Genomic DNA, 14,149 nt, shown 5'->3' with positions numbered 1-14,149 from the left:
TTACAAAAATCTTTGATTGCCAAAGTGAACACTTCTCTCTCTATATCCTAAAGACAACATCAAATATGCTGCAGATATTGCATCAAGAGCGTCATCATGGGTTTTGTTATCTCCTTTATACGAATAAATATCATTAAATACAGAAGAGCTACTGTATTTCGTAATGTAAAGTTTATTGTAAGTAAACGGCGTAATTAACGTTGTTATTCTGCTAAATTTATTAGATTTTGGCTTAACCGGGACAATTCTAAAATATTGACTCATATTATTTCTTAGCAATATGTATTCACGAGTCAATCCACCAGCACCTTTTGTATTGTCTCTATCCTCTAAATAAAGTGTATGTACATTAAAATTCTCTAAAACGGTCTTTACCATATTCATAATATAAGGGTCATTGGCTGGTCGTTGGTCTTGAAATACAAAAGCATAATACTTGTCATCAACCCGCTCCATAACGCATAATGCAGTGTTATCCCCGCCAACACTAAATGCTGGGTCTAAATATGCTATCGGGCTAGTAAATACATAATCATTAGTAATATTTATTTGTGTAAAAATTGAATCAGTGCTTGCTATCCATTCACCTAGCAAAACTCTTGCTTTATATGATGGTATATCTTTATATAGCTTTTCTTGTGTTTCGATAAATCCTTTGCTGAGCAGAACATTATCATAAGTCGTAAAATTATATGTCTTAAAAGTTGCTATATTATCAATATAATCAGTTTTGAAATAGTGTTCTGGATGATCGGGATTAGTATCAAAAATAATAGTTTCTTGTCCACACCTTAGTCTTTTTAAGACTTCCTCTAAAGTTTGCTTGTGTAAAGTTGTAGCCTCATTGACAAAAATAAGTGCTGAATTGCTACCCCTAAACCTTTCAAAATCACTTGCCTTATCTCCACCGTATAGATTAATTCGCAGTGAATCAATCAGAATATATGAATTATTTGTATGTCTTGGAATATAAGGAATTTTAAGCAGTTTGCATAGCTTTTCAAATTGCCCCAAAACATTAACTTCAACTGAACGTTGTGAATTCCCAATAATAAAATTATTCGTATCACTTGAGTATAACTTTTTATTTTCAATTAAACTTTTGAGAAAAAGATAACATGCAAGATACGTTTTACCGCTAGCTATACCGCCGCTGAGTATAATCTTTTTCTCATTATTCTTTTGAATGCTTTTTATCACATTTTTTTGTTTTAAAGTTAACTGTTCTTCTTCAAACTTAGCAAAATTAATTGAAGAATTTGTTAGCTTTACAAATTGTGATATATCAACTCCATATTTATTTTTGTATTCCTTTTGTAGTGTTGTAAAAAGTTTTGTTTGATATAAGTTCACTTGTGCCCTTTACTATTTTTGTAGTTACTTTTGCTTTCAGCTTCATTAACCGTAGCAAGTTTTTTCATACATTCATAGTAAAGCTCCATTTCTCTTATTGAACACTCCTTTATATATTCATCAAGCTCGCTTTTTAAAGAATTAATTTCTCCATTAACAACTTGCTTATTTTTTTTACTACTTGCTTTATTTAAAGCGTCAATTTCGGCTCTTAAATTTTCTATTTTAGTATGCATACTAACAAGCTCAATACTAGAATATTGCTTAAATGCATTTATAAATCCTAATTCTAAATTAGCCCGCTCTAAATCCAATTCGCTTCTAACTTTCCTAGCGTTAACTTCTGATCTAAAGGTTTGTGACAAAAGGTGTTTAAGAGTGTCTTCACTAATTGATAATCTAGAGTCATCGCTAACAGAATTTTCCCCACTTTCCCATTTTTGTCTCATTCTCCACACATTTACCCTAGAAACTCCCAATTTATTAGCTATTTCCCTATCATCTAACGATCCTTCTCTAAAATATGCAACATAATCATCAAAAGATCTTTTAACTTTTTTCAAAAAAATCCTCTAAAATAACAAAAGTAACAATTTGTTACTCTAAATAGTAAAGCAATTTGTTAATTGTTAACATAAACTGATAACTTCTTGATATTTAGCAGGGAATATTCGTTAGCTTTTATTGATTTAGTTCGCTGCTATTTCTATAATTTTTGATTTAGAAATAGCAGTTCACTAATTTATTGCATATAACTATAAATTAACTCTACTTTTTCGGAAAAGTATTTCATTTCATTCATAAGATTCTTACTGGTGAAAAGTCTTTTATCATAATAGTGTATACTCAAAAATAAAATATCTCTAAATTCTTTAATCGCATCTATTTGAAAGTCTAATTCTGATACTTTTTCTCTTATCCCATTAAGAATTTGACAAACAAAAATCAAAAATTCGATAGATTTATCTTCTCCTAATCTTTCTAAACATTTTTCTAGCATTCCTTCCTTGTAGCTAAAATCAACTTTGAAACTTTTAAATTTTTTTGTTAGATTTTTTCTTTTCAAAGTGTCTTTAACAAATTCTTTTTCCGATTCTAAAAAAACACTTTTTCCGGTTTTTATTACGTACTTTTGCATTTTTTCAACAGCACTGTATATTTGTCTTTTTTGCTTTAGAGTTATTTGGCTAGTTAAATAGAGCTTGTTTATAAGTTTATCTATTTCTTTTTTTGTTTTCTTATATAAATTATCATAAAAATCTGAAATATCATTTATATTCATCATAACTCTAGAAAGTATATAAATAAACAATATTTTTAACAATAGTTTTTGGCACTTTTTGAATAGAAACTTTGATAGAAAACATTTCTATATTCATAACAATGAAATCTACAAAAAAATAACAACTAGCAATTCTTGCAACTAGCTGTTATTTTGTGTATACAAAATTTAGTTATATCTAAAATTAATCTTCTTCATCATAATTATCCTCACTACCAGCAACATATTCTTTAATTTCTTCAAAATTATCTTCATTTTCAAGATATTTTTTAACTTCTTCTAATTTTGATTTTAGTTCATCTAAGTCTGATTTAATTTCGCTAACACTTACATTATCTTTTAATTGGGGTTCAGTGCTTCTAGTATCAATAATATATGGTTGATTGTCTACATTTAATTTAGTTCTTAATGTATTTCTAGCATCACTCAATTCCTTTAATAGCCTTCCTAATTCTAAATCTTCTTCATATTCCAGATCTCCCCAAGTTGTACGTATAGAGCTACTACTATCAGTAAAATCATCATATATGGGTCCTGTAATTTTATCTCTAACTTCTTCTGCTCCTATGCTAGTTTGACCTTTTATACCATCAATATCTCTGTTTATCTCATTTATTTTATCTGTAAGTGTTTTAATTCTGCCTTTAACTTTCTTTTCTTCTTCTTGTTTTTGTTTTTCTTCTCTTTCTCGTTTTTCTTTTTCTGCTTTAGCCCTAGCTTCTTCCTGTTGTTTTTGTCTTTCTTCTTCTTGTTTTTGTTTTTCTTCTCTTTCTCGTTTTTCTTTTTCTGCTTTAGCCCTAGCTTCTTCCTGTTGTTTTTGTCTTTCTTCTTCTTGTTTTTGTTTTTCTTTTTTTTCTTCAACTTTTCCTGATTTTTCTTCTTTTTGATCACCACTTTGTTCTGCTGATTTTGCTATTGGTACTAGTGTATTGTCGTTACCATTTTCTAGTAATGTTGGTGGCGGATTTATTCCGCTGCCATTAGGATCATCGCCCTGCATTAATTCTCTTTCTTCTTGTTTCAATTTTTTTGCTACTTCATCTACTTTTGGCCCAATTGAAGTAATTTTATCCTTTGTTGGATCTAAAAATCCTTTAATTTTCCCTTCTGGATTTTGTTTTAAATCTTTACTAGTTGCATAATTCTTGCAAGAAATTATCAGCGCAAAAACAGCGCAAATAATAAATGCTTTTTGATTCATAATTGTTCTCCCCTATACTTCTAACTTCTATTTTAAATTTTTTTTAAGATCTTCTAGTAGTATTGCATATTCAACAACTTTATCTCCTGAATCCTTAATTTTATCTCCTAAAAATGTAATATATTCAAAATCATCAATTTTTTCTATTTTTGTTATTATCTCCTTATTTTGAATACCATTTTCACCACTTTGTTCTTCCTTATATCCATAATACAAACTAGTTTTAAATGTTCCACCTTTAGTCATTGCTTTTATAAAGTTATTAACTTCTGACTCTTCTAATGAAAAGAATGTAGCAGAGTATCCCTTCCCAACATTTAACCCTGTATCAATACCATCTTCTTCTTTTCTTACAACCAAAGTTCCTAAGTCTTCCCAATTACTGCTATTGTCTTTTTTATATTTTATTTTTACAGTAAATTCAGAGAATTCTATTTTTTTAACTTTCCCCTCGCCATTACTTTGCTCATCATATATAGATAAAGTATGATTTTTACAAGAACTTATCATCGCAAGAACTACACAAATAATAAACATTTTCTTACTCATAATACTCTCCATAAATCTCAATCATATCATAATACATAATAAATACAATTTTTCAAAGATTTAAATATATAATTTTGTTACATTCAGCTGTTACATATTAACAAAACGCAAATGTAATTTTAACCAACTCCCCAAAATCTCTCCATTGCAAATGTCCTGCTCATTACAAAAGACTATAAAACACATATGGCTTAAATTTCAGAGTCTTTGCTATATATTAGATAAAGTATGTAGTCTTTCTTATCCAACACCTCGAGAAATTGACACTTCTCTTTATTACAGCCATCCTACAGCTCAGATTTTGCATGCAATGAGAACACCCAAAATTTGACTAAAATTTTTCGTTTTTGGTACAATATAAATTACTTTTTTTATCTATTTTTATTACTTTTACTTAATTTAAAAGTAACACTTATAAGGAGAGGATTTTATGGACATGAATAATTATTTTAATTTAAATAATTTCGGTATTGATTCTATACTCAAACTATTACAAGATTATCAAAAAGTAGTAAATGAAAACAAAATTCTTAAAAATTCACAAAAAATTTCTTCTAACCCTAAAAAAGAAACTTCAAAACCAACTCCTAAGTTTTATTTGACCCCAAAAGCTATCAAAATAATTGAAAAATGTGTCAAAACATTAAAACAAATTGACCCAATTTCTGGTTGGTTTTTACATCTACTCGCAATAAGTGGGTGCAGAGGTGCCGAACTGCAAAAAGTAAAAATGCAAGATATTACTCCCTTATTAAGTAAAACTGGAGAAATTTTTTACAATATAAAAGTAAATATCGCTAAAAAAAGAAATGTCACTTGTATTAGAGAAATTGTCATCAATTCCGAAGAGTTCCGGGCTATTCAAAAAGCCCACGAAAATTATTTTAATAGTAAAAATCTTGACTTACGACGTACTTATCTTTTCCAAAAAACCAAACATAAATTTAAAGACAATCAAATTAGTATTATCAATATTTCCAAAAAATTTAAAAATCTTCTCAAAAAATCGGGATTTCGCGCTAATAAATCGCTTCATTTATTTAGAAATTTGTTCATTTCATATTTAAAATCTAATGGTTATAATTCTTTCCAAATTAAAGAACTTATGAAATATCATTCAACTTCCGAAATTGATAATATCTACGGCCTCTCTGCTGCTAATAAAATTCACGCTTATAAATGCATGAAAAATAATTTAAAACTATAAAAAAACTATTTTGGTTTAAATATACGTTTTGAAGTTACTTTAAATATTTTTCCACGTGGCTTTAAGTCAAGTGAATCATATAATATTTCTTTATGTCTTATTGCTATAAAGTGATATCCATTAACCTTGTCGATTTTAACTTCACTTATTTCAAATTCATTGGCTGCACCCAAATAATTTAAAGATTCATATCTTACACTACTTCTAATTCCGTAGTAATTAAGTATCATACATGGATTTATAATAAAACAATTACTCTTGATGTAGCCAAGTCCTATAAATCTATAATATGCTGAATTTATCTCATAGGCATTAAATTCGCGTTTCTTAAATAGACTTGTATAGTAATGTAGACACAAAAAGTAACAGCCCCACCTTTGTATCTCTGGTCTTAAAGTTCTATTGTCTTGTTTTATTTTATTAATAAGCATTGATTTCCTCTCCTATATTAAATTATTTCTTTAATTTTTTAGTGCACCCATTCACATGGGGACACTGACATTATTTGCAAATGCTATATTGCTTGGGAAAAGCAATGTTTCACTTGTTGGCAATAAACCACTTAATCTATCTGATATTGCCCTTTTCTTAGAGTCAAAAGTGAACACAAATTCTCTAAACCTATAATTTACATGCTCAATTAGTGGACATATATTCGTAATATTGTAGGTTTTCATTTTAATTATATCTTTAAGATACTTTTCTCTTTTTTTGTGTTCGTTTTGCATTTTGTTTAATTCTTTTTTTGCACTATCAACCTCCATTAGATCACATGCAAGATTTTCAGCAACTTGCCTATCCTTAATTTCAAGGTCTACACAATCAACATATTCTACAAATTCTCTTGCCCAATCAAACTCAACTCCATTCCTATAAAATTCACTTCTTTCTACTAAATCTTCAACTAGTTTTATCACCTCATTATTATCATTATTTAATGTTTGTAAGTTGATATTATTATTTTTAAATATTTGAGTTCTTATGTTAAAAGCTTCCGTCTCGCATTTGTGAACATACTCAAGCACTTTTGCTATTAAGTCATCATTTCTCTTAATCTTACAGTTAACTGGTGCTGCATCTATTAAAAAGAATAAATTACAATACTCAAGTCCAGTACATGCTAGTTGCATTTGCGCCTGCACATAATATTTGAAAAAATATTTGCTGCTTAAAAAATTGCCATTTTTATTGTACTCAGCAATAGCACTGCTCATATAATTAGAATCACTGCTTTTAATTTCTAAAAGCTCTGCGGTGCCGTTACTATTTATAAACCAACCATCAATTGTTGATCCAACAAACATTTCTGATTTACCAGTTTTCTTGAAATAATTATACTTATCAACACCGTTGGCATATTTGTTCTTATACAAAATATCAATATCATCACCATGTGCTTTAACAAATTCTCTAAATCCTAAATTCTCTAATTCTTTGCCCTTAAGCATATACAAATTCTCTTCAAAAGGTAGGCTCATTCCAAAATATTTAAGTACTCTGTTAATCATCAAGTCTTTAAGTCCTGCACCTCCAATCAAAACATTGCCTACTTCACTAGCTCCGTATCTATCAAGTTCATTTCTTTGCACACTAAAATCAATATTTCGATTAAATCTAAAACACTCTTGACTACTTATTCCTGGTAATTTTTTACCTATCTTACTTAATTTACTTTTTTCTTTAATGGGAGAAGATTTTTCCTCAAATATTTCACAACCAGTAAAACTTTGTTGACTAACACAAAACATTTTAGACTCTCCTTGTATATTATTTTGAATATTTTCTTGTGGATTATTATTGTTTGAAATGTTGTTCATTTTTTTACTCCTTGTTTGTATTAATAAATATAAGTATATAGCAAAAACTATATTTGCCAACTTTTTTACAAAAATTTTTACAAAAAATTAGGGCTTAGCTAAATTTTCTATTATCTACTAAAAAACTTAGTTAATCCCTAATTTCTTTTTTTTTGAAAATTCCAATTAAAGGTAGTTAAAACTGAAAAATGTTCAAATAACTACGCTGTTTGTAGTGTAGCCCAATTTAAAATTAAAATCAATTTGTATTTGTTAAAATAAAAGAACCTATTTAAATTCTCTTGTTAAAAAACTCATTTTTTATACTTTCTATATTATATATTCTGTATGCTAAATTTCTCATAAAATCCCCTTTATTATCCTTTTAATTCTTTATATTTTTTTAAAAGTTTATTAAGAAACTCTTTTTGATTTTCAAAAATCTCGTCCATCATAAAACTTGTAAATTTAGCATGCTTTTTATAAAAATCATAGCTTTCTTGTTTCTTAAGCTGAAATCTTAGGGGTTTTATCCAATTTTGTTTGGATTTTTTTATTGTTACGCTCTCTTTGTTTCTTAGTAAAAAAAGAGTTTGTCTAAATCCATTTTGTACTAAAAATTCTTCCTCTATTATCCCCTCTTCTATAGCATTAGCAATTCTTAGATAATCATAGGCCTGGGTTTTTGCCAATTTATAGTCTTTTGTAAAATCTTCAAAACTTTTATATCCATCTAATTTGTAATATTCATTGTCTTTAATCTCTTTTAAGATTTTCATTGTCTCTAATCTAGAACAAATTTCAGATTTAACATTTATCGTTAATTGAGATTTTAAAGATTTATACCTAACCATAACATCATTATCGGTAGACAAATTTCTTTTATTTAATTGTATATTCATATATAAATCACCTCATATTTTTTCCGGCACCGGAATTTTTTTCTACAAAAAATGCCTTTTTATATACTCCATCCAAAAGATGGAGTAACTTGCATCTTATTTAAAAAACATTCAAGAATTTTTTTATACTCACACACATAATCTTTATCTAAATCAAATTTATCATTTTCTGCTATTCTCCTATTTAAATCTTCTCTTTCAGATATAATCCCTAAATAATCATCTCTTAACTGTAAAATGTCTAGCAATTGTTTGTGAGTATTATTTTTTTTAAATCGTGTTACTAATACGAAAATAGGCGCATTTGTTCCTATTTTTTTTGAATAAAACTCTAAAAGATCCAAACTCTCAACTGCCCATTTTTCAGCAGTTATGGGTACTAAAACATATTGACTACTTACCAAAGCATTTGTCAAAGCGAAGTCTAAACTGGGTGGAGTATCTATTATTATATAATCATAATTGCCTTGTATAGATTCTAACTTCTTTTTTAGTCTTAATTCTTTAAATGGAATTGCTTCTTGATTAAATTTATGCAAACTTAAATAACTAGGTATTAGATCTAGATTGTTATCAATATTGATAATTACATCTCTTATTTCTAAAGCACCTTCTTTTAATATTTCATATATATTAAAATTTTCCAAATTAACATTTTTATTTTGTATATTATTAAAATAAAAACTGGTTATTGATGCTTGCGTATCTATATCTATCAAAAGAATCTTTTTTGATTTTGATAAAAGAGTGGCAAGAATTATTGAAGTTGTACTTTTCCCTACACCGCCTTTAAGGCTGGCAATTGTTATTATTTTAGGTTTTTTATTATCCATTTGATTAACGGTCCTTGTTCTGGGTATTTTTTCCCATAAAATTTATATACTTGTTGTTCTAAATCCGTAAACATACTAAATAAAACTTTGTTGTAGTGATTATTTGTTCTTTTTTTATCCAATAAACGATATAGTCCTTTAAAATAACAAAAAACACTTCCTGCTTTAAATCTGAATTCCATATAATATGCCCTTGCTAATGCGTATGCTTTTCTAGTTCCATTTATTTGATACTTTATTAACGGTTTTTTAATTGGTTTTCTATAACCATAAAAAATACCAATAAACTTGTCTCCTTCTTTAATTGGGTACAAGTGAGTTTCTTCAACAATTCTTTCTCCATTAAATAAAGCCCTCAATGATAATCTAAATTCGTGTTTTTTCTCATAAACTCCAAATTTGTAAATATCCATCATTATTTTTGTATGATACATTGCTTTCCCATTTTCTTTTTCAATTAAAATAAAGCGTTCTTTATTTTGGCATTCAACTTTACATTTGCCCTTTTTTATAGTTTCAATAGGTTCTGGTGCATTTTCCATGTTAAATCCTCATACAGCCTTTATGTTAAATTCTTCTACAGTTAAAGAATTTTTTTCATTTTTTACTATTTCTAATAATTCAAGATAATATGTACCAAATACTTTATTGATTGTATTCTATTTTCTTTTGGTTATTCAAATATTCTTTTATAATAGGCTTTAGAATTTCAATATTTGTATATTTTTTTAGTTGTTCAATAAGGATATTGAAAATGTTTTCCTTTAAATTTTGATAATTTTGTTGAGAATTTTCTTTTTTTCTTTCAATCGACTTTTCTAATTTACGTTTTATGTTGTTTAAATCGCTATATTTATGACTTTCAATGATAAAATGGGGCTTAAATTTGTAATTTTCGTATACTTTTTGTAAATTTATTTTTAATTGTTCCGAATTATATCCATTTTTTTCGAATTCTTTCTGAGTGTTATTTAGAATGTTCTTTAATATGTTTTGTTTTTCTTTAAAGCAAGATTTTTTAATATTAAAACGTTTTATTAGAGCAATTTCATTTTGTTTTAAGATTTTCATTGCCTTAATCTTCGTATTTTTATCAGTATTTAAATACAGAATAGAAAGAGCTTTTTCAGTTTTAAAGTCACATTTATTGAAATAATTTCTTAGTTGATATTTTTCTATTTGGTTAATCTTTCTTTCTTCTTTTATATTATTATTTTTATTACTTAAACACTCCACTGAATTTACACTACCATTTTTAGAAACATTGTCTTTAAAATGGTTATTAACTCTAGATTTAAATCTAGAGTTTTTTCGCTCTTTAAAGTACTTGTTTATTTTCTGGTAACATTCTTTTTTAGGATACTTAAGCTTATAGTAAATTTCAGTTCCACAATTTACCCCCATGTGTTGGTAGTAATTAGTTGTTACTTTTAATACTTTTTCTAATTTATAAAGATAATTTTGCATTGTTCTTAAAGTAGTGGGGGCTAGCCCATTCCTTTTTAGATTTTCATTAAAGTAATAAAGTATGTTTTTTTGAGTGTATTTCTTATCTTTTTTGTTTAGGTAATTTAGTGTTGAAGTAAGAGATATTAATTTGTATTGGTGTTTGTTGTGGCAAGTTGGACTTTTTGTATTATTTAGAAAATCTTTCATATTTTCTCCTTGTTTGAATTATTAATAATTACTATTATAATGCAAAATTTTGATTTAAAAGTAAACACTTTTCTAAAAAAATATTAAATTTTAATTATTAATTTTGTTAAATTAATATGTTTTTTGTAATTTGGTAAAAATACAAATTGATTTTAATTTTAAATTGGGCTACACTACAAACAGCGTAGTTATTTGAACATTTTTCAGTTTTAACTACCTTGTTTGAATTTACAAAAAATAAAGATTAGGGTTTAACTAAATTCTTTAGTAGATAAGAGAGAATTTAGCTAAGCCCTATTTTTTTTATAAAAATTTTTGTAAAAAAGTTGGCAAATATAGTTTTTGCTATATACTTATATTTATTAATACAAACAAGGAGTAAAAAAATGAACAACATGTCAAACAATAATAATCAAGAAATACAAAATAATATTCAAGGAGAAATAAGCTTTAGAAAAGATATGAAAACCCTAATCAGAAACTTGCCGCGTATTGACACAAAAGTCTTAAAGGGTATGGGTATAAGTATCAAGATTTCAATGACATAGTAGAAGAAATTTATAACGTTATTGATAAGCATAATTTAGATCTTTTTTTTACGCAAGACCCAATTTCTGTAGAGGGTCAATATGGCATAGTTGATGTTATTAGGACTACATTCTACAGTACAAGTACTATTTACAAATACTCATTTGATACCCCAATTCATACAGATAAATTACAATGGAACAGTGAAAATGGCTCTAAAAATGTAAATACATTGCCACAACTTGTTGGATCAGCTATTACTTATTTCAAAAGATACGCTTTAGTAGGGCATCTTTGCATAAGAAGCGAAATGGATACTGATGCAGCGCCTATTTACAATAATTATGAAAACAGAAATTCTATGCCTAACAAACAAGCTAGTGTTAATCAAAAGCAAGAACAAAAAAGGGAACAAAAACAAGAGATTAATCAAATTCAGAAAAATAACACTATTCAAAACCAGAAAAGAGATATTAAGCAAGAACAAAAAAAAGATAGGCTTTATTATTACAGTATTTTTAAAGAAGCGTTGTCTAATATAAAAAATTGGGTAAATAGCCCTACAATAAAAGATAATATAAGCTTAATTATTCAAAAAATAAGCTTTATCCAGAATATAGACCCCAATAATGTTGATGATATCAAGAAAATTGAAGCCGATTTAATCTCGTATTTTGAGAAAAACAGTGATTTTAAGAGTATAAACTATTGGGCGGAGATTATAAAAACCTATTTCAAGAAAAATAATAGATTAAAGGATTTACAAGATTTTGAAAAGTTTGTGTCGTTTAAGAGGACTGCTTATGGCCCTAGTCCATTAATATTCTTTAGTATCTTAAAAGAATACGAACGGTTTGATGAGATATTTGCAGCATAGCAATATTAAAGCCCCCTATTTGGGGGCTGCTATAGGTATAATAATTAAGGTTTTTATTTTTATGTGATTGAGAAATGTTTTTAGTTTTGCCAATTAGCTGTAAGACCTGCATAATGGCCATTTTCACCAGTGTCTAAAAGTTCATCTTTAAGGCACTTATAAATCTCTTCATTAGAATTTTTATTAAATATATCATCAGCGACACCTCTGAAATATTGCTCTATGTCGTTGTTACCATTTCCATATTTATTATTATTATTAAGTTGATTATTTTTTTTACAGTCAATGGCCCCTTTAATATAAGTATCAAAGCTTTCACCATTTGCTTTTGATTGTCTTTTAGATTCTAAGAAGTCATAAACTTTAGTAAATGCATTGGCCAATTCTTTTTGTTTTTGAATATCTGTAGAAAGCCAATTGAAGAAATTATTACATTTGCTTTCGCATTTATTCTTGTTTCCATTGCTACACTCTTGCATATCATCGTATAGTTTTCCAATTGTGTATGTAAACAGAGCTTTTAATGAAGTAAACATTTTTTCTTCGTCGGGGGTTAAAGTAATTTTTTCTTGTGGTGGCAGCTCTTCTGGGCTTAAATCACGTTTTTTCCTGCTTTTTGTTTGTTGGGCATTATTTTTTAAAGTGTCATTATCATTAGAATTACAGCCGTTTAGCATTAGTAAAAATAAACAAAATAATATGTTGATGATTTTCATTTTTATTTCCTTCCCTTCTCTATAGTTCAATATGTTGAGTAAAAATAAAATTTATTCTTGTAATTATAGAGCCTATTTTTAAAAATCTTTAAAAATATTAATTGAGAGATTTATATTTTTCGAATGTTGTGCTAGCTTTTATCTCATTATTATTAAATATAGGAGTAACTAATGAAAAATAAAAACATAGTTAAATTATTTTTTGTATCAATGTTATTTATAATGGCTTGTAAAGCATATGTAGAAGAAAAGGAACAAATAGATTCATTGAGTACAGACGTTTCAACTCTTAATAATAAGATTGATCATGAGAAATTTAATTATTATAAACAAGAAATAAATAAATTAAAAGAAAGTTTAAAGGATGTAAGTAATGCAGAGGTTAAAGAAAAGCTATTGGCTTTAGAAAGTCTCTTCCAAGATAAATTGGCAGCTAAATTAGCAGCTTTAAAAGCAGCTAAACAAAAAATTGAGGGGATTACAGATACTGACAATAATACTGAAAAAAACAAGATATGGGCAGAATCAAAGCTGGTTGGAGTAACTATAAAGTTCAGCGGAAGCAATGCTGCTGGTAATGGAAAAAAAATGTCTGAAGAAGCTGTAGAACAGATAGATAAAATAATAAAGTTTCTCGAGGAAGGTACTAATTAATTAATAAATATTCATCTTAAAAATATTAAAATCTAGATATTACATTTGCTTTAATCTAATATCTAGATTTTCTTCTATTATAAAAGCCAATTTGATTATAAAGTAGAATTTCTTGCAAGAAAAACCTTTTTGTAATTTACATTTTTAACTGAGAATATTGATTATATACTTTTTCCGCTATTGGTTTTGTTTTTTTAATGTACTCTAAATATATGTTTATATTATGTTTTACCTTCTATATTAACGGGTTGTTCGAGATCTATTAGGGTATCTTTGGTTTTTACTAAAACATAGCCAATCCCATGAAAACGGTAGCTTATAATACAATTAAGCAGAGCATTCTTAAGCTGTACCTTTAACCTAGCAAGTTCAACCTCGCTAACATTGTGGTCAGCGCTCTCAAGAACAAGTCCGTTCTTGAGACAATCCTCTGCTACATTTTCTATATAATTTCTAAAAAATATTGAATATTTATATAGTTCTAGTGAACTTATTTTATCTATTAATTTTGTTTTTCTTAAATCATACACCGTTTTACTTCTCTTTATTAAATTAGATGTATGATAGCAAAAACTAATATTTTTGTCAATAAAAT

At 27.2% G+C, this 14,149-nt stretch carries 13 protein-coding genes and 4 pseudogenes; 3 read left to right on the top strand and 14 right to left on the bottom strand.

What is annotated here, in order from left to right; genetic code table 11:
- The 5 genes from QIA22_RS06105 to QIA22_RS06085 form a co-directional block, all read right to left on the bottom strand.
- Positions 1 to 1,353: a PBSX family phage terminase large subunit gene (locus QIA22_RS06105; RefSeq protein WP_418456910.1), complete on the bottom strand. Its 1,353-nt coding sequence runs from the start codon at positions 1,351 to 1,353 to the stop codon at positions 1 to 3.
- Positions 1,350 to 1,916 carry a DUF603 domain-containing protein gene (locus QIA22_RS06100; RefSeq protein WP_418456908.1) on the bottom strand — a complete coding sequence of 189 codons (567 nt, stop codon included), beginning with the start codon at positions 1,914 to 1,916 and terminating at the stop codon, positions 1,350 to 1,352. Before QIA22_RS06100 ends, QIA22_RS06105 begins: the two co-directional genes overlap by 4 nt.
- Positions 1,917 to 2,095: 179 nt before the next feature.
- Positions 2,096 to 2,635, bottom strand: a complete 540-nt coding sequence (locus QIA22_RS06095) for a DUF643 domain-containing protein (RefSeq protein WP_042344337.1) — start codon at positions 2,633 to 2,635, stop codon at positions 2,096 to 2,098.
- A gap of 184 nt (positions 2,636 to 2,819) precedes the next feature.
- The gene (locus QIA22_RS06090; protein WP_418456906.1) at positions 2,820 to 3,836 is read right to left on the bottom strand and encodes an ErpC protein; all 1,017 of its coding nucleotides are present in this window, start codon (positions 3,834 to 3,836) and stop codon (positions 2,820 to 2,822) included.
- Between the two features lie 27 nt (positions 3,837 to 3,863).
- Positions 3,864 to 4,385 carry an Erp family outer-surface lipoprotein gene (locus QIA22_RS06085; protein WP_418456904.1) on the bottom strand — a complete coding sequence of 174 codons (522 nt, stop codon included), beginning with the start codon at positions 4,383 to 4,385 and terminating at the stop codon, positions 3,864 to 3,866.
- Between the two features lie 430 nt (positions 4,386 to 4,815).
- On the opposite strand from QIA22_RS06085, the gene QIA22_RS06080 reads away from it, so the two are divergent.
- Positions 4,816 to 5,592, top strand: a complete 777-nt coding sequence (locus QIA22_RS06080) for a tyrosine-type recombinase/integrase (RefSeq protein WP_418456902.1) — start codon at positions 4,816 to 4,818, stop codon at positions 5,590 to 5,592.
- Between the two features lie 5 nt (positions 5,593 to 5,597).
- On the opposite strand, the gene QIA22_RS06075 is transcribed toward QIA22_RS06080, so the two are convergent.
- From QIA22_RS06075 to QIA22_RS06050, 6 genes and pseudogenes are all read right to left on the bottom strand, one after another.
- Positions 5,598 to 6,023 carry a DUF261 domain-containing protein gene (locus QIA22_RS06075; protein ID WP_418456900.1) on the bottom strand — a complete coding sequence of 142 codons (426 nt, stop codon included), beginning with the start codon at positions 6,021 to 6,023 and terminating at the stop codon, positions 5,598 to 5,600.
- A gap of 51 nt (positions 6,024 to 6,074) precedes the next feature.
- Positions 6,075 to 7,409: a DUF244 domain-containing protein gene (locus tag QIA22_RS06070; RefSeq protein ID WP_418456920.1), complete on the bottom strand. Its 1,335-nt coding sequence runs from the start codon at positions 7,407 to 7,409 to the stop codon at positions 6,075 to 6,077.
- Positions 7,410 to 7,765: 356 nt separating this feature from the next.
- Positions 7,766 to 8,290: a chromosome replication/partitioning protein gene (locus QIA22_RS06065; RefSeq protein WP_418456918.1), complete on the bottom strand. Its 525-nt coding sequence runs from the start codon at positions 8,288 to 8,290 to the stop codon at positions 7,766 to 7,768.
- 59 nt (positions 8,291 to 8,349) lie between these two features.
- Positions 8,350 to 9,123, bottom strand: a complete 774-nt coding sequence (locus QIA22_RS06060) for a ParA family protein (RefSeq protein WP_418456916.1) — start codon at positions 9,121 to 9,123, stop codon at positions 8,350 to 8,352.
- Positions 9,099 to 9,665 carry a DUF226 domain-containing protein gene (locus QIA22_RS06055; RefSeq protein WP_014017507.1) on the bottom strand — a complete coding sequence of 189 codons (567 nt, stop codon included), beginning with the start codon at positions 9,663 to 9,665 and terminating at the stop codon, positions 9,099 to 9,101. The genes QIA22_RS06060 and QIA22_RS06055 overlap by 25 nt, the downstream gene beginning before the upstream one ends.
- Positions 9,666 to 9,674: 9 nt before the next feature.
- Positions 9,675 to 10,779, bottom strand: a pseudogene (locus QIA22_RS06050) (plasmid maintenance protein).
- Between the two features lie 386 nt (positions 10,780 to 11,165).
- Between QIA22_RS06050 and QIA22_RS06045 the strand changes: the two are divergent.
- Positions 11,166 to 12,184: pseudogene (locus QIA22_RS06045) on the top strand (ERF family protein).
- Between the two features lie 80 nt (positions 12,185 to 12,264).
- On the opposite strand, the gene QIA22_RS06040 reads toward QIA22_RS06045, so the two are convergent.
- Positions 12,265 to 12,900 carry an Mlp family lipoprotein gene (locus QIA22_RS06040; protein ID WP_418456914.1) on the bottom strand — a complete coding sequence of 212 codons (636 nt, stop codon included), beginning with the start codon at positions 12,898 to 12,900 and terminating at the stop codon, positions 12,265 to 12,267.
- A gap of 171 nt (positions 12,901 to 13,071) precedes the next feature.
- Here QIA22_RS06040 and revA point away from each other — a divergent pair, with 171 nt between their 5' ends.
- Positions 13,072 to 13,554, top strand: a complete 483-nt coding sequence (gene revA, locus QIA22_RS06035) for a fibronectin-binding protein RevA (protein ID WP_418456912.1) — start codon at positions 13,072 to 13,074, stop codon at positions 13,552 to 13,554.
- A gap of 136 nt (positions 13,555 to 13,690) precedes the next feature.
- Here the strand turns inward: revA and QIA22_RS06030 are convergent.
- Positions 13,691 to 13,786, bottom strand: a pseudogene (locus QIA22_RS06030) (BBA14 family lipoprotein); the annotation flags it as partial.
- Position 13,787: 1 nt separating this feature from the next.
- Positions 13,788 to 14,084: pseudogene (locus tag QIA22_RS06025) on the bottom strand (anti-CBASS protein Acb1 family protein); the annotation flags it as partial.
- Positions 14,085 to 14,149 lie beyond the last annotated feature (65 nt).

The sequence above is a fragment of the Borreliella kurtenbachii genome (genome assembly GCF_030437945.2).
In the GTDB taxonomy this organism is placed as follows: Bacteria; Spirochaetota; Spirochaetia; order Borreliales; family Borreliaceae; genus Borreliella; species Borreliella carolinensis.
This window is presented reverse-complemented; position numbering and strand designations above follow the sequence as displayed.

What these genes read in the sequence shown, in the direction of transcription:
- QIA22_RS06095 (WP_042344337.1), bottom strand. Translation starts at nt 2,635, where the DNA reads ATGAATATAAATGATATTTCAGATTTTTATGATAATTTATATAAGAAA.
- QIA22_RS06090 (WP_418456906.1), bottom strand. Translation starts at nt 3,836, where the DNA reads ATGAATCAAAAAGCATTTATTATTTGCGCTGTTTTTGCGCTGATAATT.
- QIA22_RS06085 (WP_418456904.1), bottom strand. Translation starts at nt 4,385, where the DNA reads ATGAGTAAGAAAATGTTTATTATTTGTGTAGTTCTTGCGATGATAAGT.
- QIA22_RS06080 (WP_418456902.1), top strand. Translation starts at nt 4,816, where the DNA reads ATGGACATGAATAATTATTTTAATTTAAATAATTTCGGTATTGATTCT.
- QIA22_RS06075 (WP_418456900.1), bottom strand. Translation starts at nt 6,023, where the DNA reads ATGCTTATTAATAAAATAAAACAAGACAATAGAACTTTAAGACCAGAG.
- QIA22_RS06070 (WP_418456920.1), bottom strand. Translation starts at nt 7,409, where the DNA reads ATGAACAACATTTCAAACAATAATAATCCACAAGAAAATATTCAAAAT.
- QIA22_RS06065 (WP_418456918.1), bottom strand. Translation starts at nt 8,290, where the DNA reads ATGAATATACAATTAAATAAAAGAAATTTGTCTACCGATAATGATGTT.
- QIA22_RS06060 (WP_418456916.1), bottom strand. Translation starts at nt 9,123, where the DNA reads ATGGATAATAAAAAACCTAAAATAATAACAATTGCCAGCCTTAAAGGC.
- QIA22_RS06055 (WP_014017507.1), bottom strand. Translation starts at nt 9,665, where the DNA reads ATGGAAAATGCACCAGAACCTATTGAAACTATAAAAAAGGGCAAATGT.
- QIA22_RS06040 (WP_418456914.1), bottom strand. Translation starts at nt 12,900, where the DNA reads ATGAAAATCATCAACATATTATTTTGTTTATTTTTACTAATGCTAAAC.
- revA (WP_418456912.1), top strand. Translation starts at nt 13,072, where the DNA reads ATGAAAAATAAAAACATAGTTAAATTATTTTTTGTATCAATGTTATTT.